Genomic DNA, 20,485 nt, shown 5'->3' with positions numbered 1-20,485 from the left:
GATGCGCAACCGGCCTGACCCAGCCTAAACGTCCTTCGCATCACGCAGCGAAACCCAGGCATAGGCGATCATCACGACGCAGGCCGCGCCCGCAACCAGATAGGGCAGCGAATGTTGCGCTTCGTACAGGCCGACGCCGATCGATGGCCCGAGCACAAAGCTCGCGCCGTTGATCGACGTCACCTTGCCCGCGACCGAGCCTTGCGCGTTGGCGCCGACCGCCAGCGAAGAGCCCGCCGTGAACCCCGGTCGGGTGAAGCCGAAGCCGAGGCTTGCCAGCGCATAGGCCGTGGCGATCGTGTAGAGCGACGTGGCGATGCCGGTTAGCGCTGTGCCGACGGCCGCGAGTACGAGACCGGTCAGCACGAGTTGTCGCGGGGTCATGTTCAGCCGCGGGATGATGCCCCATTGCGCGAGCAGCGCGGCGCCTGCGCCCATCATCAGGACGATTCCGGTCGGCTCGAGCGCGAGGGCAGGGGGCGAGGTGAAGGCGGTCGATCACGAGGAAGCCGATCGCCTGCCCCGTCATCGCCTGCGCGTGGCCCATCACCAGCCCGGCGATCATCCACGCGCGGATACGGGGATCGGTGTAGCCGACATGCTCGACATGCGATCCGGTCGCGGCGGCGACCGAGGCCCCGGTCGGCGCACCGCCGATTGACGGGTAGGCCGAACTCGCGCCGTGCGTCTCGTGCGGGGCGACGATCTTGTCGTCGGGCAGCATTCGCCGCACCGTGATCCACACCGCCACCCCGAACACCGCGAACAGGAACGCGGGGCCGGCGAGCCCGATCTCGACCCCGCCGATCGAGCCGAGGATCAGGTATGGCGCAATCGCCGGCCCCAGGATGGTGCCGAGCCCGAACGCGGAGGCGAGCAATGTCAGCGCTTTGGTCCGCTCCTCGCGTGTCGTCTCGCCAGCCACGAGCGCCTGCACCGCCGGCGGGGCCGCCGCGCCGAAAGTGCCGTAGATCAGTCGGCCACCAATGAAGCACAGGAACGCGGTCGTGCCGCCGATCCAGGCGTTGATCCCGGCCAGCAGGAACACGCCGCACAAGGTCAGCGAAACGCTGAACCCGCCGACGCCGAGCAGGATCATCGCGCGCCGGCCGTGCTTGTCAGACCGGTTCGCCCAGAACGGCGCTGCGATCACCCACAGCAACGCCGACACCGAGAACGCCGCCGCGACCGCGCTGTCGGCAACCCCGAGCGACCGCCCGAGTGCCGGCAGGACCGATTGCAGTGCTGTATTCCCCGCGGCGATCGTCAGCATCACGAGGAACATCAGCGCGAAGCGGCGGTCGATCTTCGGGCCGTCCGTCGATGCACCGGTCATGCTCGTGTCCAGTGATAGGCGCGCTCGATCCGCGCGACGTTGACCGAATAGCTATCGTACCAGTTCGCCCGCCCGCGTTCGCGAATCGCGGTGTGCTCGGGATGGTGGCGCCACGCGATCGCCGCGGCGTCGTCCGCCCAATAGCTGACGGTGATCCCCATGCCGCCCGCTTCGCGGGCGCTGTCGACGCCGCGATAGCCAGGCTGAGCCGCGGCTAGCGCGTCCATAGCCATGGCGGCCTCGCCATAGCCGGCGGCGTCCGCGTCGTTACGGATCGACACGAAAATAACCGCAATCTGTCCTGCCCGATCGTCGTTCATGATCCGTGCTTAAGCGATGCCGTACGCTTGGCAAAGCTGCCAGAACCACTTGGCGCAGCACGACTTCCGCTTCGGTTCGTCGCCCGATGCAACCTGCGGCCCTTGAAACGCGTTCGGAATTCGTGCGACGGGAGGGCCAAAGCCTCGCCAGCGTGCGGGACCCCTGACCGTAAGGAACGCGATGCCCAGTTCGACCACCGCCACCCGGCGTGCACGCAGCCGACCAGCCGGCGTGCCGTCCCCGTGGCAGATGTTCTTTTCAGGGTTCCTGAAACACCCGGTGATGGTCGGGTCGATCGTGCCGTCGTCGGACAAGCTGATCCGCAAGATGCTGGGTCCGGTGGACTGGGCGAACTGCAAGCTGTTCGTCGAATACGGCCCAGGCGTCGGCACGTTCTGCCGCCCGATCCTCGACCGGATGGCGTCCGACGCCAAGCTGGTGGTCATCGATACCAACCCCGAATTCATCCAGTATCTGCGCCACACGATCACTGATCCGCGGTTTTTCGCGGTATTGGGGTCGGCGGACGAGGTTGAGACGATCGTCGCCGACCACGGGTTCGAAAAGGCCGATTACGTCCTGTCGGGCCTGCCGTTCTCGACGCTGCCCCCCGGCGTCGGCCCAGCGATCGCGACCGCGACGCACTCGGTGCTGCGGACCGGTGGCGCGTTTCTGGTCTATCAGTTCTCGCCCAAGGTGAAGGACTTCCTGACCCCGCATTTTGAATCGATCGACCACGACATGGAGTGGTGGAATGTCCCGCCGGCGCAGTTGTACTGGGCGTGGAAGGACTGAAGCAGGCGCGGCCACGCCCGCGCCGATGCGCAAGCAAAGCGCCGCGCAGCTTCAGGCCCGGACGGCGGGTCGGCTAGAACTAGCCGAACCCGTCCGACGGCGGCTTTGCCGTCGGCGCTGGTGTAACTCATCCCAACTTGTCCTTCGATACGCCAGCTCGATACGGTGCTTCGCACCTACTCGATGGCTACTCAGGACGAATGGGGAGGACTATTCGTCGATCCCGAAGTTCAGCCCACGCGACAAGCTCGGGTCCACCACCGCCACCACGAAATACGCGCCAAGCTGCTTGAGCCGCTGCATCCAACCGGTGTTCGCCTGGTACAGTTCCTTGGTCACCTCGACCGACTTCGCCACTTCGCCATCGATATACCCCCCGGACATGCGCTGCGAACGCCGCATCCTCGATTCGCAGCATCAGTTCGAGATTGATGAACAGGCTGCGCATGTCGAAGTTCGCCGAGCCGATATGGACGGCGTCGTCGATCACGTAGAGCTTCGTATGCAGCTTGGTCGGCTGGTATTCGAACAGCCGCACGCCTTTTCGCAACAGGCCGGCATAGGTAAAGCGCGCGGCGGCGATCGTCGCATTGTTGTCCGATTTGCTGGCCGTGACGACCCGGACCTCGGCCTGCCGCCGCCCGGCCTTATCGAGCCGACGCAGCAGCGCGGGACTAGGCGTGAAATACCCGGCGATGATGTCGATCCGCCGCCCGCGTCGCATGTCGTCGCGCACCGCACGTGCCCAGGGCGACAGCTTCCGCGTCGGTCCACCGATAAGCCACCGCGTCGCGCCCTTGGTCTCGCTCCAGTGCGATAGCGCAGCGTTCAGATGACGCAGCTTCCCCTTGGGTTCATGAATCCAGTCCTTCAGCGCATCGAAATAGCCGGCCAGCCGTCCCGCCGCCGGACCCTCGACCAGCAATCCCAGGTCACGCCACGCCTGCTCGGCGGCAGTGCCGAAATAATCGTCCTCGATGTTGAAGCCGCCGATGATGATCCGCGTCTCGTCGGCAAGCGCGAGCTTCTGGTGGTTGCGGAGCAAATAGCGGCGGCCGAACCGTGCGGAGAACCGGCATACCGACACGTTGGCGGCTTCGAGCGGCTCGAAGAAGGTGTGTGGCGCATCGTCGCTACCGAATCCGTCGACGATCAGCGCGACCTCGACCCCGCGCTTGGCGGCGGCGATGAGCGCGGCGTTGACGCGCTTTCCGGACTCGTCGTCGGCGTAGATGTAATAGAGGATGCGCAGGGTTCGCTCGGCGCCGTCGATCAGCGCGAGCACCGCGTCGAGGCGGCGGGGGCCGGTGTCGAGCAGCGTCATCTGGTTGCCGTCGACGCTGAAAGTCGGCTGGTCTGCTGGATCTTCCATGGGCAGCCTGATGGACATGGCAGGCACCGGAGGCAAGCCAAGGCGCATTTCTTGACTTTGCGGGCCATCGCCCGTAGGCGACGCATTCTCATTCTATCGTTGTTACGAAGGAAGCCGCATGGCGCGCGTTACCGTCGAGGATTGTGTCGACAAGATCCCCAACCGGTTCGACCTGGTGTTGTTCGCGGCCCAGCGTGCGCGCCAGATTTCGGGCGGTGCCGAACTGACGCTCGACCGCGACCGCGACAAGAACCCGGTCGTCGCGCTGCGCGAGATCGCAGACGAGAACGTCAAGCCGGCGCATCTCAAGGAACAGGTCATCCAGGGCCTGCAGAAGGTTCGCGTCGACGACGACGACGAGGTCGATGCCGTCGGCAGCCTGGCCGCATCGGCTGAGGCGTTGCGGCTTACCGCTGCTGCGCCGCCGCGGAACCAGAATCTCGGGGCTGATTACGAGGGTTGAGGCAGCAGGATTAGCTACGGCTAATCCGCGGCTTGGCCGAAACCCCGGCCGGCGGGCATAGCCCAGCCGACGCCGCGGCTTTGCCGTGGCGTGAAATAGAAAAGCCCGCAGACCCAAGAGGTCCGCGGGCTTTTTCTATACCCTCTCCCTGAAGGGGAGAGGGAAGGGGCCCGCGGCACTTGCCGTGGGAAGGGTGAGGGCACGTAGTAGTGTGACCCCGCCTCCTCGTTCTCCCGCGAAGGCGGGAGCCCAGTCTGGATCCCCGCCTTCGCGGCGAAGCACGCTTATGATTCATTCCGGCCGCATTGCTTGTGACCACCCTAAGACAGGGCGCCACGGCAAAGCCGCGTCGTCAGTCGTTGCTGCGCAACGCTGGCCGGGGTCGGTCCGCGACGCGGATTAGCCACGCTAATCCGCTGACCGACCCTTAAACCCCTGCGCCACCACGAACCACTCCACCGACCCCCTTGCGGCTAGCCGGCGGCTTGGCGTGCTTCACCGTCTTGAAGTTTCGCTTCATCTCCGCGACCAGCTCGGAATCAGCGCCGCCCGCGAACACTTTCGACACGAACGTCCCGCCCGGCTCCAGCACCTCGCACGCAAAGTGCAGCGCGGTCTCGACCAGCGCCATCGTTCGCAACGCGTCGGTCTGCGGATGCCCGACCGTGTTCGCCGCCATGTCCGACAGCACCAGGTCCGGGGCGCCGCCCAGCGCTTCGATCAGCTTGCCAGGCGCCGCATCGTCGAGGAAATCCATCTCAAAGATCGTCACGCCCCTCGATCGGATCGACCGGGAGCAGATCGATCCCGACGACAGTCGCCTTGGGTATCCGCCGCCGGATCACCTGCGCCCAGCCGCCCGGCGCGAGGCCGAGATCGACCACGCGCTTTGACCCGCGGATCAGCTCGAACCGCTCGTCGAGCTCGATCAGCTTGTAGGCCGCCCGGCTGCGATAGCCGTCAGCCTTGGCACGCTTCACATACGGATCGTTCAGCTGCCGCTCGAGCCAGCGCGTCGACTGCGCGGTCCGCTTCCGCGCGGTGAGCACGCGGACATGCCCGCCGGAGCCGCCGCGGCTCATGCCACCGCTCCGGTGGCTTTGCCGGGCTTCGGCGAACCCATCAGGCCGCGCAGGATACCCTCGCGAATACCGCGGTCGGCGATGCCGAGCCGTTCGGCGGGCCACAAATCCATGATCGTCTCCAGAATGGCACAGCCCGCGACCACCAGGTCGGCGCGCTCGTTGCCGATGCACGGCAGCTTGGCGCGCTCCGTGATCGACATATGGGAAAGGTCGGCGCTGATCTTGCGCATCGCCGAGGCGGGCACGATCAGCCCATCGACCACCGAGCGGTCGTAATGGCTGAGCCCGAGATGCACGCTGCCCAGCGTCGTCACCGTGCCGCTGGTGCCGAGCAAACGCGGCCGCTCGATATGCCGGGGTAGACGGCTAGCAAACCCCGCGAAACTGTCGGCAACGACCTGACGCATCTTCGCATACGCGGCACGACGGCCGCCTTCGCCCTCACCGCCACCGGCATGCTCGGTCAGCGACACCACGCCCCACGGCGCCGAATGCCAGTCGAGCACGGTCGGGATCGGCGTCGAGGTATCGACCAGCACGAGCTCGGTCGATCCGCCGCCGATGTCGAACACAAGCGCGGGATCCTCCCCGGGCTCGATCAGCGCATGGCAGCCGAGCACCGCCAGCCGCGCCTCTTCCTCGGCGGAAATAATGTCGAGGTGGATTCCCGTCTCGGCGAGCGCGCGGGCGATGAAGGCGGGGCCGTTCGACGCCTGCCGACATGCTTCCGTCGCGACCGACCGCGCCAAGGTCACGTTGCGCCGCTGCAACTTATCTGAACAGACGCGCAAAGCCGAGATCGTCCGCTCGATCGCCGCATCGCTCAGCTTGCCGGTCGAAGCCAATCCCTCGCCCAGCCGGACGATACGCGAAAACGCATCGATCACCGCGAAGCCGCCAGCCTGCGGTCGCGCGATCAGCAATCTGCAATTGTTGGTGCCGAGATCCAGCGCGGCAAACGCCTGCGCATCGGCCCACCGCCCACGAGAGGGCCGGGTCGCCGCCGGACGGGCAGGACCATCCTGCCGGAACGGCATTCGGGCGGAAACATCCCCCATCGCCGTAAAACTCGCTATCTATGTCTGCCGCCGCGGGAAAATACCCGCCCGGTGCTTGGACACGAATGTAGCGCGGCGGCGCAATTACGCAAGCGAAGTGGCGGAACGGCATCATCTTGGCGTTGACAGCCTCGGCGGCCACCCGTAGAGCCCGCCCTCGCTGATGCCCCGTCGTCTAATGGTAAGACTGCGGTTTCTGATACCGCCTATTGAGGTTCGAATCCTCACGGGGCATCCAGCGCTTCCCGCCTGAGCGGTCGAGGCAATCCCAAAACTAACGACGAGTTCAACGAGCACCTTGGCGCTTGATGATCTCTGCGTACGTCGACCGGCCACTCGGTCGAGTTAGGCGACACGGAAGCCGCTTGCCCGAATTCGCCTCGGGACATCAATCCGCCGGTCACGATGCAAGACGCAGTCGCGATGCTCCACGCCGCCTTAGCGATAAGAAATTTGCCCACGGGGGCCAAAGCTAGGCGCTTAGATCGGTTGAAACGCTCTCAGCCAACGTCACCGATAGGGCTGTATCCACTGTTCGACGTCGTTACTTTCACATGCTTGGGGCGCTGATATCCTGGCGTTCATTCCCTTGCGTCGCGCAGCGCTTCCAACTGAACCAGTCTCACCGGATCGTCGGCTGCTAGCACCTCTTCGAGATAAAAGCTGTGCGCTATATCTCGCACCACCCGCCGCGCCTCGCCGCTATATTCCTCGGCAATTACGGCGAAGGCATCGACTAGTTCGCGTAGAAAACCCTTTTCTAGCGCTTCAAGGTCGGAGCCCAGCGCTTCCATCATCTCGACAGCGACATCGGCGTCGAGCAGTTCTCCATCTGTGAGATCTGCAAAAACCACAAACCGAGCGACTATACGGGCGACCTGTACGGCTATCACGGCTTCACCACCCTGACTTTTATGTTGGTAACGTTCATTTTCTTCAGCAGCTTTAGCGCTTTGGATTTCTGGACAGGGTTGGGAACCTCCCACGTGCCGATAAGTCGATGTTGCGCCAACACCTGCGATTGTCGCAATATTTGGGCTCGCGCATGCGGTGCGTCCCTTACGCCCCACTTTCGATCGATAACGTATTCGGCTTGTATGCCATCGAACTTTACGGGTCGCTTCGAGCCGTTCGGCATTGTTCGCATCAGCGTCGGCGCCTGCCCAGTACGCGCACCGGTCGCCGAATCATTATACGCTCTCCAAGGTTCGTCGCGCTTGAGAGTCTCCTTCACCCAGCCAATCTGTGGCGGATCGTAGATCGTGCGCGGCCTCGCCATGCGCAGGCTGCGCATCGCCGAAACCTTGAGAGCACCGCCCCAGGTGCGACCGCCAGCGCAATGTTTCCAGCGACTGATCCCGTGGCGCGACCGATCTCGCGGGCCGAGGCGTTGTCAACCGCGGCTGCCGCGCGCGTAAGCTGGACACGAGCTGGCGTATCTTCGGCAGCGATCGCAGTGTCGATCATGTCCGCTATCCCGCGGCCGGCGTTGCGAACGGTGGTGACCGGATTTGTCGTCAGCGCAGCGCGCACGCCAGTCACCGTTCCCGCGCTGACATCGTAAAGCCCCTGACCGACTCCACCGACGAATTCGGCAACAGGGCTCGACTGACTACTTGGCGGCGTTACCGGAGCGCGCGCGGGCGGTATTCCGACCGACCCGTGCTCTAATGATCTCTGGCCAACTCCCGCTAGCGGTCTCGCCTCCGGCACTTTGGCTTTCGGGTGCGCCGCAGTCCGCGACCCGATTCTTGGAGCGCGACCGACATGGGAGGACGTGCGACCGTTCCCGGCGTTAGTCGTATCGCCGTTGCTCGATCCATCATGGCGTCCCGCGCCTGCGAAGGTAAACTGGCCGTCCGCCAAATCATGCCATGGATTATATTTGAGTTCGAGACCGTCAGGACCCAGCGCCGATGGCACCTTGCCCGTCCGCAACCACCGCGAGAACGCGTTCCGCTCGCTACTGCCTGATGCCTGGACCATACCATCCCCCGCTGTCTTTGCGGTGAGAACATCTGAGCAACATTGTCCTACAAGTCAAGCGCGGCACACAGTGGTGCGCAGCTTGATCGTCTATAAGGCGCGATGCTTATAGTGTGGTGCCCGGAAGAGGACTCGAACCTCCACGACCTTGCGATCGCCAGCACCTGAAGCTGGTGCGTCTACCAATTCCGCCATCCGGGCACGGGGTAGGAGGGCGCCTCTAGGGGAGGGTCGCGATGCTTGTCAACACGCCTCTTGCTGGGGCAAGGGGTTATTCGTGATTGGCAGGCAAAACAAAGTGGACGGACGCGCGATGAACGACAAACTGGTGACACTGATCGGGGGTGGCGGTTTCGTCGGCCGCTATGTCGCACAGGCGCTGCTGGCGACGGGTGCACGCGTCCGCATCGCGCAGCGCGATCCGCGTCAGGCGTTCTTCCTGAAGCCGCTCGGCGGGCTCGGCCAGACGCAGTTCGTCGGTGCCGACGTCACCAAGCCCGAGACGATCGCACACGCCGTGCACGGCTCGGATGTGGTGGTGAACCTGGTCGGCGTGCTCGCGGGCGATTTTCAGCGCGTCCAGGCTCTTGGCGCGCAGACGGTGGCACAGGCTGCGGCGAAGGCCGGCGTGGGCGCGCTCGTGCATGTTTCGGCGATCGGAGCGGATCCGGAGTCCGCGTCGGCGTACGGCAAGTCGAAGGGGCAGGGCGAGGTCGCCGTGCTCGAGGCCTTCCCCAATGCGACGATCCTGCGACCGTCGATCGTGTTCGGCCAGGAAGACCAGTTCGTGAACCGCTTCGCCGGGATGATCGCCAAGGCGCCGGTGGTGCCGGTGCTGCGCGCAGGCGCGAAGTTCCAGCCGGTGTTCGTCGGCAACGTGGCGGACGCCGTAGTCGCAGCGGCCTCCGATCCCGAGACGTTCGGCGGCAAGACCTTCGAGCTCGGCGGGCCCGACATCATCACGATGGGCAATCTCATCCGCTGGATCGCCAAGACGATCGGTCGCAACCCTTCGATCGTCGAGTTGCCGGACTTTGCCGGGGCGCTGATCGCAAAGGGCGGTTTCCTGCCGGGCGCGCCGATCACCAAGGACCAGTGGACGATGCTGCAGACCGACAATATCGTCACTGGCACCGATGGCCTCGCCGCGTTCGGGATCGAGGCGACGCCGCTGTCGACGGTCGCACCGGGCTGGTTGGTGCGCTTTCGCAAGGCCGGACGGTTCGGCCGTCGCGCCGAGACGCATGCGGAAGTCCATGTCGCCTGATCCTGCGCGTGCTACCTACTCTTTGAGATTGCCCTGACCTACCGCGCCGGAGCTCCCGCTTGACCGAACTTCTCACCGTCATCCTCCTCGGCATCGTCGAGGGGATCACCGAATTCCTGCCCGTCTCTTCCACCGGGCATCTGATCCTCGCGACGCGGTTGCTCGGCTATGACGCGGGGCGCTGGGAGGTGTTCAACGTTGTCATCCAGCTCGGCGCGATCCTCGCGATCGTCGTGCTGTACTGGCGAACGTTCTGGGCGGTCGGCATGGGGCTGTTGAAGCGCGAGCCGAAGTCGTGGCTGTTCCTGCGCAACCTGGTGGTCGCGTTCATTCCTGCGGCGGTGATCGGTCTTGCGCTGCACAAGCATATCGAGGCGCTACTTGGGAACGCCGAGGTCGTTGCGATCGCGCTGATCGTCGGCGGCTTCGCGATCCTCGCGGTCGAGCGGTTCGCGCCGCGCAGCGACATCAGCGGCGTGGCGGACATCCCCCTGAAGACGGTAATCGGCATCGGCTTCCTCCAGTGCCTTGCGATGGTCCCCGGCGTCAGCCGCTCTGGTGCGACGATTCTCGGTGCGTTGGCGCTGGGCGTCGATCGGCGCACTGCGGCCGAGTTCAGCTTCTTTCTCGCCATCCCGACGATGTTGGGGGCAAGCGCGCTCGAACTGCTGAAGAACCGCGATGCGATCGCGAGCGGCGGCGGGGTCGGGCTTGGCGCGATCGCGATCGGCGCTGCGGTGTCGTTCGTCGTCGCGCTGCTGGTGGTGAAGTGGTTCGTCGGCATCGTCACCAAGCACGGGTTCGTGCCGTTCGCCTGGTACCGGGTAGCTGCCGGCTCCGCCGCACTGGTCTGGTTGCTTAGCAAATAGGACCGTTTCGGGATCAATAAGTCTTGTTGAGAATTGTTCTTACGTATTTTGGTTGATTTGGTCGATTAATACGACAGCTATGCTGACTTACTGGTTGATTTCACCGTGACAAGCTTCCGATGGCGCAATAACGCGGCTGTCGGAGGCATGTATGGCGAACGATTCGATGCTAAAGTTTGTCGGGCGGGAGCAATCCTATCCGGCAAAGCGCACCGCGGATGAGCGGCAGGAGGATTTCCGTGAGATCGCGCAGCGATACGCGGTCCAGCCCGCCGAGGAACAGGCCGGACGCTGCTCGCAGTGCGGCGTGCCCTATTGCTCGGTCCATTGCCCGCTGCACAACCACATCCCCGACTGGCTCCGGCTGACCGCGGAGGGGGCGCCTGCGCGAGGCGTACGAGCTGAGCAACGCGACCTCGACCATGCCCGAGATCTGCGGCCGGATCTGCCCGCAGGACCGGCTGTGCGAAGGCAATTGCGTCATCGAATTCACCGGCCACGGCGCGGTCACGATCGGATCGGTCGAGAAGTTCATCACCGACACCGCCTGGGAGAATGGCTGGGTCGAACCGCTGGTACCAGGCAAGTCGCGCGGCCAGTCGGTCGGCGTGATCGGTGCGGGACCGGCAGGGCTCACCGCGGCGGAATATCTGCGCGGGCATGGCTATGACGTCCACGTCTATGATCGCTACGACCGCGCGGGCGGGTTGCTCACGTACGGCATCCCCGGCTTCAAGCTCGAAAAACCGATCGTCATGCGCCGTGTAGAGCGGCTCAAGGCCGCCGGCATCGTCTTCCACGAAGGCTTCGCGGTCGGCGACAACGCGAGCCTCGACGATCTGCGCCAGCGCCACGACGCGATCCTGATCGCGACCGGCGTCTACAAGGCGCGCGCGATGGACCTGCCGGGTGGCGGATCGAACGGCGTGGTCGCGGCACTCGACTTCCTCGTCGCGTCGAACCGTAAGGGCTTCGGCGACGCGGTCCCGGCGTTCGACGACGGCAGCCTCAATGCCGAGGGCAAGGACGTCGTCGTGATCGGTGGCGGCGACACCGCGATGGACTGCGTCCGCACCGCGATCCGCCAGGGGGCAAAGTCGGTAAAGTGCCTCTACCGCCGCGACCGCGCGAACATGCCCGGATCGCAGCGCGAAGTCGCCAACGCCGAGGAAGAAGGCGTCGAGTTCGTCTGGCTCTCCGGCCCGCAGAGCTTCGACGGCGGTGAAATGGTGTCGAGCGTCAAGGTCCGGAAAATGCGTCTCGGCGCTCCCGATGCGAGCGGCCGCCGTGCACCCGAACCCGATCCCGCCGGCGACTATTCGGTGAACGCCGATCTCGTGATCAAGGCGCTCGGCTTCGACGCCGAGGACCTGCCGACCTTGTTCGCGACTCCGGAACTCGGCGTAAGCCGCTGGGGCACCGTGCTGGTCGACGGCAAGACGTTGATGACCTCGCTCGACGGCGTGTTCGCCGCAGGCGACATCGTCCGCGGCGCCAGCCTCGTCGTCTGGGCGATCCGCGACGGTCGTGACGTCGCGGCGACGATGCACAAATGGCTGAAGACCAAGGCGGCCAACGCGAAGGTGGCGGCATGAGCAACGAACAGGGTTCCCCGATGATCGATCAACGCGCCCGTCTCGCCGAGCACGGCATGTACCGCCCCGAATTTGAGGGCGATGCGTGCGGCGTGGGCCTCGTCGCCGCCACCGATGGCCGCGCGTCGCGACGCGTCGTGCAGTCCGCGGTCGATGCGTTGAAAGCGGTGTGGCACCGTGGCGCGGTCGACGCGGACGGCAAGACCGGTGATGGCGCAGGTCTTCACATCGACCTGCCGCTGCGCTTCTTCGACGACGCGGTCGCAGCTTCGGGGCACAAGGTCCGGCCGAACCGTCTCGCGGTCGGCATGATCTTCCTCCCGCGCACCGATCTTGGCGCGCAGGAAGATTGCCGGACAATCGTCGAGAGCGCGATCATCGAGGCGGGGTACACCATCTATGGCTGGCGCCAGGTGCCGGTCGACGTGTCGGTGATCGGCCAGAAGGCGCAGGCGACGCGCCCCGAGATCGAGCAGATCATGATCGCCGGGCCCTTGCCCGAAGAGCAGGACGCCGCCGAGTTCGAGAAGACGCTGTACCTCGTTCGCCGCCGGATCGAGAAGCGGGTGATCGCGGCGCAGATCCAGGGCTTCTACATCTGTTCGCTGTCGTGCCGCTCGATCATCTACAAGGGGCTGTTCCTCGCCGAATCGCTGTCGGTCTTCTACCCGGACCTGTGCGACCAGCGCTTCGAAAGCCGCGTCGCGATCTTCCATCAGCGCTATTCGACCAACACCTTCCCACAATGGTGGCTGGCGCAACCGTTCCGCTGCCTCGCGCATAACGGCGAGATCAACACGATCCGCGGCAACAAGAACTGGATGTTGTCACACGAGATCCGCATGGCGAGCCTCGCGTTCGGCGACAATTCGGAGGATATCAAGCCGGTGATCCCCGCCGGCGCGTCCGACACCGCCGCGCTCGACGCCGTGTTCGAGGCGATCTGCCGCTCGGGCCGCGACGCCCCGACCGCTAAGCTGATGCTGGTCCCCGAAGCCGCGAGTCCGGACATGCCGCCCGAGCATACCGCGATGTACCAGTATCTCGCGAGCGTAATGGAGCCATGGGACGGCCCCGCCGCGCTGGCGATGACCGATGGCCGCTGGGCGGTCGCGGGCATGGACCGCAACGCGCTGCGTCCGCTCCGCTATACGCTGACCTCGGACGGTCTGCTGATCGTCGGCTCCGAGAGCGGTATGGTCATCGTCCCCGAGTCGACGATCGTCGCCAAGGGCCGGCTCGGGCCGGGCGAGATGATCGCGGTCGACCTAGACGAAGGTCGCCTGCTCCAGGACCGCGAAGTGAAGGATCGCATCTCGGGCGAGGCGGATTACGCCGCGATGATCGGCGAATTCCACACGCTCGCCGACCTGCCCTCGGTCGAGGACGCGGTAGTGCGTTACGACCGTCCCGAACTGGCGCGCCGTCAGGTCGCCGCGGGCCAGACGATGGAGGACATGGAGCTGATCCTGTCGCCGATGGTCGAATCCGCGAAGGAAGCGATCGGGTCGATGGGAGACGATACGCCGCTCGCGGTCATCTCGGACAAGCCGCGGCTGATCAGCCAGTTCTTCCGCCAGAACTTCTCGCAGGTGACGAACCCGCCGATCGATCCATTGCGCGAGCGGCACGTGATGTCGCTGAAGACGCGGTTCGGCAATCTCGCCAACATCCTCGACGTCCGCGACCAGCGCGAGCGCGTCCTCGTGCTCGATCTCGCCGGTGCTGACGGGCGAACATTGGTCGCGGTTGAAGGCGCATTTCGGCAATGCGGTTGCCGAGATCGACTGCACGTTCGACGTCGGCGGCGGCCCGGAAAAGCTGCGCGCGGCGATTCAGCGGATCCGCAACGAAGCCGAACAGGCGGTGCGCCAGGGCAAGAGCGAGATCTTCCTCACCGACGAGGCGATCAGCGAAGACCGTGTCGGCATCGCTGGCGTTTTGGCCGTAGCTGCCGTCCACACGCATCTGGTCCGCCGTGGGCTTCGCTCCTACGCGTCGATCAACGTCCGCACCGCCGAATGCCTCGACACGCATTATTACGCCGTGCTGATCGGCGTCGGCGCGACCACCGTGAACGCCTATCTCGCCGAAGCCGCGATCGTCGATCGCCAGTCGCGCGGGTTGTTCGGTGATCTCGACCTCGCCGAATGCCTCCGCCGCCACCGCGTCGCGGTCGAGGAGGGGCTGCTCAAGATCATGTCGAAGATGGGCATCGCGGTCATCTCGTCCTACCGCGGCGGCTATAATTTCGAGGCGGTCGGCCTGTCGCGCAGTCTCGTGAATGACCTGTTCCCCGGCATGCCCGCCAAGATCAGCGGCGAGGGCTATGCCTCGCTCCACGTCAACGCGACCGACCGACACGAAGCCGCATTCGACCCGGCCGTCGCGACGCTGCCGATCGGCGGCTTCTATCGCCAGCGCCACACCGGCGAGACGCACGCCTATTCCGCGCAACTGATGCATCTGCTCCAGACCGCGGTCGCGACCGACAGCTATACGAGCTACCTGCAATTCTCGCGCGGCGTGTCCGACCTGCCGCCGGTGTATCTGCGCGATCTGCTCCAGTTCAACTTCCCCGCGGAAGGCGTTCCGGTCGACCAGGTCGAGGCGATCACCGAGATCCGCAAACGCTTCGTCACCCCCGGCATGTCGCTCGGTGCATTGTCGCCGGAAGCACACGAGACGCTTGCGATCGCCATGAACCGGATCGGCGCCAAGGCCGTCTCGGGCGAGGGCGGCGAGGACAAGTCTCGCTTCGTGCCGTACGCGAACGGCGACAATGCCAACTCGTCGATCAAGCAGGTCGCGAGCGGGCGCTTCGGCGTGACGGCGGAATATCTGAACGCGTGCGAGGAGATCGAGGTCAAGGTCGCGCAGGGGGCCAAGCCCGGCGAGGGCGGCCAGTTGCCCGGCTTCAAGGTCACCGAGTTCATCGCCAAGCTGCGGCATGCGACGCCCGGCGTGACGCTGATCTCGCCGCCGCCGCATCACGACATCTACTCGATCGAGGATCTGGCGCAGCTTATCTACGACCTGAAGCAGATCAATCCGCGCGCCCGCGTGTGCGTGAAGCTCGTCTCGTCCGCGGGTATCGGCACGGTCGCGGCGGGTGTGGCGAAGGCGCATGCCGACGTGATCCTGATCGCCGGCCATGTCGGCGGCACTGGCGCGTCGCCGCAGACCTCGATCAAATATGCCGGCACGCCGTGGGAAATGGGCCTGTCGGAGGTCAACCAAGTGCTGACGCTCAACGGCCTGCGCGGTCGCGTGCGGTTGCGCACCGATGGCGGGCTGAAGACCGGGCGCGACATCGTCATCGCCGCGATCCTGGGGGGCGGAGGAGTTCGGGATCGGCACGCTGTCGCTGGTCGCGATGGGCTGCATCATGGTGCGGCAATGCCATTCGAACACGTGTCCGGTCGGCATCTGCACGCAGAACGATGCGCTCCGCCAGAAGTTCGTCGGCACGCCCGAGAAGGTGATCAACCTGATGACGTTCATCGCCGAGGAAGTCCGCGACATCCTCGCGCGGCTCGGCATGAAGAGCCTCGACGACGTGATCGGCCGCACCGAGCTGCTGCGGCAGGTCAGCCGCGGCGCGGAGCATCTCGACGATCTCGATCTCAACCCGATCCTGGCGAAGGTCGATGCTGACGATTCGCAGCGCCGGTTCTCGCTCTCGACCTTCCGCAACGAAGTCCCCGACAGCCTCGACGCGCAGATCATCAAGGATGCGTCCGCGGTGTTCTCGCGCGGCGAGAAGATGCAGCTGACCTATTCGGTGCGCAACACGCACCGCGCGGTCGGGACGCGGTTGTCGAGCGAGATCACGCGGAAGTTCGGGATGTCGACGCTGGCGGACAACCACGTGACGATCCGTCTGCGCGGGTCGGCGGGCCAGTCGCTCGGCGCATTTCTGTGCAAGGGCATCACGCTCGAAGTGTTCGGCGATTCTGAACGATTACGTCGGCAAGGGGCTCTCGGGCGGCACGATCATCGTCCGGCCGGCGGTGAGTTCGCCACTGGCGTCGCAGGACAACACGATCATCGGCAACACCGTGCTCTACGGCGCGACCTCGGGCCGGCTGTTCGCGGCGGGGCAGGCGGGCGAGCGTTTCGCGGTCCGCAACTCGGGCGCGATCGTCGTCGTCGAAGGCTGCGGCGCGAACGGGTGCGAGTACATGACCAACGGCATCGCAGTCGTGCTCGGCGCGGTCGGCGCGAACTTCGGCGCGGGCATGACCGGCGGAATGGCGTTCGTCTACGACCCCGACGGCGTGTTCGCGAAGCGCGCGAACCCGGAGAACATCACCTGGGACCGCGTGAAGTCGCTCCACTGGGCCGACGTGCTGCTCGACCTGGTCCGCGATCATGCTGACCACACCGACAGCAAATGGTCGAAGGGACTGCTGGAAGATTGGGACCGCGTGGCTTCCCATTTCTGGCAGATCGTGCCGAAGGAAATGCTGACGCGCTTGTCGCACCCACTGGACGACAGCGCAGAACTGGTCGCAGCGGAATAAGCCCAAGCCCTCGCACCACCCCGGCGCCCGCCGGGGGTGCAAGTTAGAGGGGTTCACGCGGAGACGCGGAGACGCGGAGCTAAAATTCGCTCCGCTTTTCTCCGATTGCGATCGATGAGAGAGGAGCTTCGCTCGCTGCGAACGCAACACCTCCGCGTCTCCGCGCCTCCGCGTGAACCAAATCTTCGCGGCGCCAACCCGCGCTAGTGACACAGCCGCCCCCCACCGCCTAAACGGATGGCATGTGGCAGCTTTATCAATTCCCCCTGTGTCCCTTCTCGCGAAAGGTGCGCCTGCTGCTGGGCGAGAAGGGGGTCGGCTACGAACTGGTCCGCGAATCGCCCTGGGATCGCCGCGACGAGTTCATGGACATGAACCCCGCCGGCCAGACGCCGGTGATGGTCGACGCGTCGCGCGGCGTCGCCCCGCTGATCGATTCGATGGCGATCTGCGAATTCTTCGAGGAGACCGTCGAGAAGGCGGCGATGATCAACGGTACCGCGACCAACCGCGCCGAGATCCGCCGGCTGGTCACGTGGTTCGACACCCATTTCTACCGCGACGTCACCGGGCCGCTGCTCCACGAACGCATGGTCAAGCGCCTCGCGCACCGCACCGCGCCCGACGCGAAGGGCCTGCGCGAGGCGATGAAGGCCGCGGTCGGGCATCTCGATTACATGGATTACCTGCTCGATCACCGGAACTGGCTCGGCGGCGCGACGATGAGCCTCGCCGATCTCGCGGCGGCGGCGCAGATCTCGGTGACCGATTATCTCGGCGGGATCGACTGGAAGGGCCACGACCAGACCGCACGCTGGTATCGCGGGTTCAAGAGCCGCCCGAGCTTCCGCCCGCTGCTGTCCGAACGGATGGAGCTGATCTCACCTCCGGCGCACTACGACAATGTCGATTTCTGAGGTGATCACGTTCGCGGACTTCGAGAAGGTCGACATCCGCGTCGGCACGATCGTCGAAGCGGAACCGTTTCTCGAAGCACGCAAACCCGCGATCAAGCTGCGGATCGATTTTGGTGCGGAGATCGGCGTGAAGCGCTCGTCCGCGCAGATCACCGAGCATTATACGCCGGAGACGCTCGTTGGGCGGCAGGTTGCGGCAGTCGTCAACTTCCCGCCGCGTCAGATCGGTCCGATGATGTCCGAAGTCCTGACGCTCGGCTTTCCCGATGCGGATGGGAAAGTGGTGCTGATCTCGCCGACCGGACACGTCCCGAACGGCGGGAGGCTGTTTTGAACCGTCCGGTCACCGCCTAACTCCGTTCTCCCGCGAAGGCGGGAGCCCAGGGTACCAGTCGTAACGCTCTTGGCTCCTGGACCCCCGCTTTCGCGGGGGAACGGTAGGCGAGGGGAGAATACCCTCGATAGGCCCAGCTTACTGGCGCAGGTCGTTCTGCGTGATCGGCACGATCTTCACCTCGACGCGACGGTTCGCCGCCCGGCCCGCATCGGTATCGTTTGACGCGATCGGCTGCGTTTCGCCGTAGCCGCGCGTACCGATACGCGCAGTCTGCACGCCGTGGCCTGCCAGATAATCCGCGACCGACCGCGCACGACGCTCCGACAGCGTCTGGTTGTACGCATCGCTGCCGGTCGAATCTGTATGGCCGTACACGTCGATGTACGTCTGGTTGTACTGCGACAGCGTATCCGCGACTTGGTCCAGGGTCCGCTGGAACTGCGGCTGCACGTTGGCGCTGTCATACGCGAAGGTGATGCCCGACGGGATGTTGAGCACCAGATCGTCGCCCTGACGGATCACCTGCACATCAGTGCCCGCGGTACGCGCGCGCAGATCGCGCTCCTGCTTGTCCATGTACGCGCCGATGCCCGCACCCGCGAGACCGCCGATGCCCGCGCCGAGCAGCTTCTCGGTCCGGTCGTGACGACCACCGACCACGTCGCCGAGCAGATAGCCACCCAGCGCGCCGCCGATACCGCCCAATGCGGTCTTCGAAATCGTCTGGCGACCTGTCTCCGGATCGGTGGTGCAGCCGCTGGTGGCGATCAGTGCGGCGATTGCAGCGCCTGCGAACATCTTGGTTTTCATAGATAATCTCCCTGAGGCATGACGAATGACGGCTTCGTGCCCGATACGCCCGATAACCCGGTGTCGCGACGATTGTTCCGCCTGCGCACTGAACCGAGCCTGACCATCTTCGCGTTCCGATGTCGAGTATGCGCAAGCCAGTACGTAAGGACGGTTGTGCGACGGACCGTTGTCCTGCAAAGAGACGCCGAGCCAATGGCACCGCTTCCCCCCTTCCCCTGGATCGACGTTGCGATCATCCTCGCGCTCGTCGCGTTGAACGGCGTGTTCGCGATGAGCGAACTCGCGATCGTCTCCGCGCGGAAAGCGCGGCTCGAGGCGATGGCGCGCTCGGGCAAGAAGGGCGCGCGCGCCGCACTCGTGCTCGCCGCCGACCCGGGCAAGTTCCTCTCGACCGTCCAGATCGGCATCACGCTGATCGGCATCCTCGCGGGTGCCTATTCGGGCTCCAGCCTCGGCATGCCGACCGCCGCGCGGTTGCAGGCCTGGGGCCTGTCCGCCTCGACCGCGGAAACCGCCGGGTTCGCGATTGTCATCGGTCTCACCACCTACGCGTCGCTGATCATCGGCGAACTCGTCCCCAAGCAGTTCGCGCTGCGTGCGCCCGAGGCGATCGCGTCGTTCATGGCGCCGGTGATGCGCTGGCTCGCGATCGGCACCGCACCGATCGTCTGGGTGCTCGATTCGACCAGCGCGCTGATCTTCCGCGCGCTTCGCCTGAACCGCGAATCGGAAGAGCACGTCACCGCCGAAGAGCTCCACATGATCGTCGCCGAGGCGTCGAAGTCGGGGATCATCGAAGAGCATGAGCGCTCGATCATCTCGGGCGTCGTCCGCCTCGCGGATCGCCCGGTGCGCGAAGTGATGACGCCGCGTACCGAGATCGACTGGCTCGACTGCGACTGGGGCCCCGACGAGATCCGCGAGACGCTGCTTGCATCGCAGCACACTCGCCTGCCGGTCGGCGAAGGCTCGATCGACGCGGTCAAGGGCGTCGTCCAGGCGCGCGACATCGCCGCGGCCCTGTTCCGCGGCGAGCCGATCGACCTGCGCGCGCTGATGCGGAAAGCGCCGGTGGTGATCGACCAGATCGACGCGATGGACGCGCTGCTGGCGCTCCGCGAAGCCGAAGTGCCGATGGCGCTGATCCACGACGAATACGGTCATTTCGAGGGCATCGTTACGCCGGCCGATCTGCTCGCGGCGATTGCCGGCGAGTTCAAGTCGGACTCCGATCCGGACGATGCGCCGTCTGTCGTGGTGCGCGACGACGGTTCACTGCTCGTGGCAGGGACGATGGCGGCGGACTCGCTTGCCGATCGCCTCGGTATCGACCTACCCGAGGACCGGGATTACGCGACGGTCGCCGGCCTCGCACTGTCGGTGTTCCGCCACCTGCCGGGCGAGGGCGAGAGCTTCGTCGAGCAGGGCTGGAAGTTCGAGATCGTCGACCTCGACGGCCGCCGCATCGACAAGTTGTTGGTGAGCCAAGTCTGAGCGCTTGCGGTGGCGCGCGTAAGGTCGAACAAGGCGTCTCCGTTCTGCACCACCCCGGCGAAGGCCGGGGCCCAATTGGCAAGGCCGCAGTAACGAAGCGCTACCCTAGTTTACGATGTCCCCCCAATTGGGCCCCGGCCTCCGCCGGGGTGGTACTCGGGGTTAAGTTGCTTGCTTGCCTCGCTTACGGAAGGCCCGCTGACCCCGCAATCCGTTCGTCCCGAGTAGCTGCTGAGCTTGTCGAAGCGGCG

At 65.3% G+C, this 20,485-nt stretch carries 12 protein-coding genes, 2 tRNA genes and 5 pseudogenes; 10 read left to right on the top strand and 9 right to left on the bottom strand.

What is annotated here, in order from left to right; all coding sequences use genetic code 11:
• Positions 1-24: 24 nt before the first annotated feature.
• Positions 25-1,336 (bottom strand): annotated as a pseudogene (locus tag NHF48_RS13710) (MFS transporter).
• On the bottom strand, positions 1,333-1,656 hold the full coding sequence (locus NHF48_RS13705; protein WP_253071419.1) for an antibiotic biosynthesis monooxygenase: 324 nt from the start codon (positions 1,654-1,656) through the stop codon (positions 1,333-1,335). Before NHF48_RS13705 ends, NHF48_RS13710 begins: the two are co-directional and overlap by 4 nt.
• 181 nt (positions 1,657-1,837) lie before the next feature.
• On the opposite strand from NHF48_RS13705, the gene NHF48_RS13700 reads away from it, so the two are divergent.
• Positions 1,838-2,452 (top strand): class I SAM-dependent methyltransferase, encoded by a 615-nt coding sequence (locus NHF48_RS13700; protein WP_136188766.1) that lies wholly within the window; start codon positions 1,838-1,840, stop codon positions 2,450-2,452.
• A gap of 210 nt (positions 2,453-2,662) precedes the next feature.
• Here the strand turns inward: NHF48_RS13700 and NHF48_RS13695 are convergent.
• Positions 2,663-3,824, bottom strand: a pseudogene (locus NHF48_RS13695) (phospholipase D-like domain-containing protein).
• A 118-nt stretch (positions 3,825-3,942) separates the two neighbouring features.
• Between NHF48_RS13695 and rpoZ the strand changes: the two are divergent.
• Positions 3,943-4,287, top strand: a complete 345-nt coding sequence (gene rpoZ, locus NHF48_RS13690; RefSeq protein WP_055882033.1) for a DNA-directed RNA polymerase subunit omega — start codon at positions 3,943-3,945, stop codon at positions 4,285-4,287.
• Positions 4,288-4,695: 408 nt separating this feature from the next.
• Here the strand turns inward: rpoZ and NHF48_RS13685 are convergent.
• Both NHF48_RS13685 and NHF48_RS13680 read right to left on the bottom strand, forming a co-directional pair.
• Positions 4,696-5,369, bottom strand: a pseudogene (locus NHF48_RS13685) (RlmE family RNA methyltransferase).
• A complete protein-coding gene (locus tag NHF48_RS13680; RefSeq protein ID WP_253071418.1) occupies positions 5,366-6,409 on the bottom strand; it encodes a Ppx/GppA phosphatase family protein in 1,044 nt (347 codons plus the stop codon). The pseudogene NHF48_RS13685 and the gene NHF48_RS13680 overlap by 4 nt, the downstream one beginning before the upstream one ends.
• Positions 6,410-6,594: 185 nt before the next feature.
• On the opposite strand from NHF48_RS13680, the gene NHF48_RS13675 reads away from it, so the two are divergent.
• A tRNA-Gln gene (locus tag NHF48_RS13675) sits at positions 6,595-6,668 on the top strand.
• A 343-nt stretch (positions 6,669-7,011) separates the two neighbouring features.
• Here the strand turns inward: NHF48_RS13675 and NHF48_RS13670 are convergent.
• From NHF48_RS13670 to NHF48_RS13660, 3 genes are all read right to left on the bottom strand, one after another.
• On the bottom strand, positions 7,012-7,323 hold the full coding sequence (locus NHF48_RS13670; RefSeq protein ID WP_253071417.1) for a hypothetical protein: 312 nt from the start codon (positions 7,321-7,323) through the stop codon (positions 7,012-7,014).
• Positions 7,320-7,724, bottom strand: coding sequence for a hypothetical protein (locus NHF48_RS13665; protein ID WP_253071416.1), 405 nt, complete (start codon positions 7,722-7,724; stop codon positions 7,320-7,322). The genes NHF48_RS13670 and NHF48_RS13665 overlap by 4 nt, the downstream gene beginning before the upstream one ends.
• Positions 7,725-8,530: 806 nt before the next feature.
• Positions 8,531-8,617, bottom strand: a tRNA-Leu gene (locus NHF48_RS13660).
• 112 nt (positions 8,618-8,729) lie between these two features.
• On the opposite strand from NHF48_RS13660, the gene NHF48_RS13655 reads away from it, so the two are divergent.
• The 6 genes and pseudogenes from NHF48_RS13655 (at position 8,730) to NHF48_RS13630 (ending at position 17,924) form a co-directional block, all read left to right on the top strand.
• Positions 8,730-9,683 carry a complex I NDUFA9 subunit family protein gene (locus tag NHF48_RS13655; protein ID WP_253071414.1) on the top strand — a complete coding sequence of 318 codons (954 nt, stop codon included), beginning with the start codon at positions 8,730-8,732 and terminating at the stop codon, positions 9,681-9,683.
• A 59-nt stretch (positions 9,684-9,742) separates the two neighbouring features.
• The gene (locus NHF48_RS13650; protein WP_253071413.1) at positions 9,743-10,552 is read left to right on the top strand and encodes an undecaprenyl-diphosphate phosphatase; all 810 of its coding nucleotides are present in this window, start codon (positions 9,743-9,745) and stop codon (positions 10,550-10,552) included.
• Positions 10,553-10,703: 151 nt separating this feature from the next.
• Positions 10,704-12,147 (top strand): annotated as a pseudogene (locus NHF48_RS13645) (NAD(P)-dependent oxidoreductase).
• Positions 12,148-12,167: 20 nt separating this feature from the next.
• Positions 12,168-16,673, top strand: a pseudogene (gene gltB, locus NHF48_RS13640) (glutamate synthase large subunit).
• A gap of 242 nt (positions 16,674-16,915) precedes the next feature.
• Positions 16,916-17,590 carry a glutathione S-transferase family protein gene (locus NHF48_RS13635; protein WP_056054264.1) on the top strand — a complete coding sequence of 225 codons (675 nt, stop codon included), beginning with the start codon at positions 16,916-16,918 and terminating at the stop codon, positions 17,588-17,590.
• On the top strand, positions 17,577-17,924 hold the full coding sequence (locus tag NHF48_RS13630) for a tRNA-binding protein (protein WP_253071412.1): 348 nt from the start codon (positions 17,577-17,579) through the stop codon (positions 17,922-17,924). Before NHF48_RS13635 ends, NHF48_RS13630 begins: the two co-directional genes overlap by 14 nt.
• A 138-nt stretch (positions 17,925-18,062) precedes the next feature.
• Here the strand turns inward: NHF48_RS13630 and NHF48_RS13625 are convergent, their stop codons facing one another.
• Complete coding sequence (locus NHF48_RS13625) at positions 18,063-18,737, bottom strand: OmpA family protein (protein WP_120300741.1); 675 nt, start codon at positions 18,735-18,737, stop codon at positions 18,063-18,065.
• Between the two features lie 195 nt (positions 18,738-18,932).
• Between NHF48_RS13625 and NHF48_RS13615 the strand changes: the two genes are divergently transcribed.
• Complete coding sequence (locus NHF48_RS13615) at positions 18,933-20,234, top strand: hemolysin family protein (protein WP_253071411.1); 1,302 nt, start codon at positions 18,933-18,935, stop codon at positions 20,232-20,234.
• The last annotated feature ends 251 nt before the right edge of the window (positions 20,235-20,485 follow it).

This window comes from Sphingomonas sp. H160509 (genome assembly GCF_024124765.2).
In the GTDB taxonomy this organism is placed as follows: domain Bacteria; phylum Pseudomonadota; class Alphaproteobacteria; order Sphingomonadales; family Sphingomonadaceae; genus Sphingomonas.
Note: the sequence above shows the minus strand (reverse complement) of the source record. Positions and strands in the feature narration are given on the sequence as shown.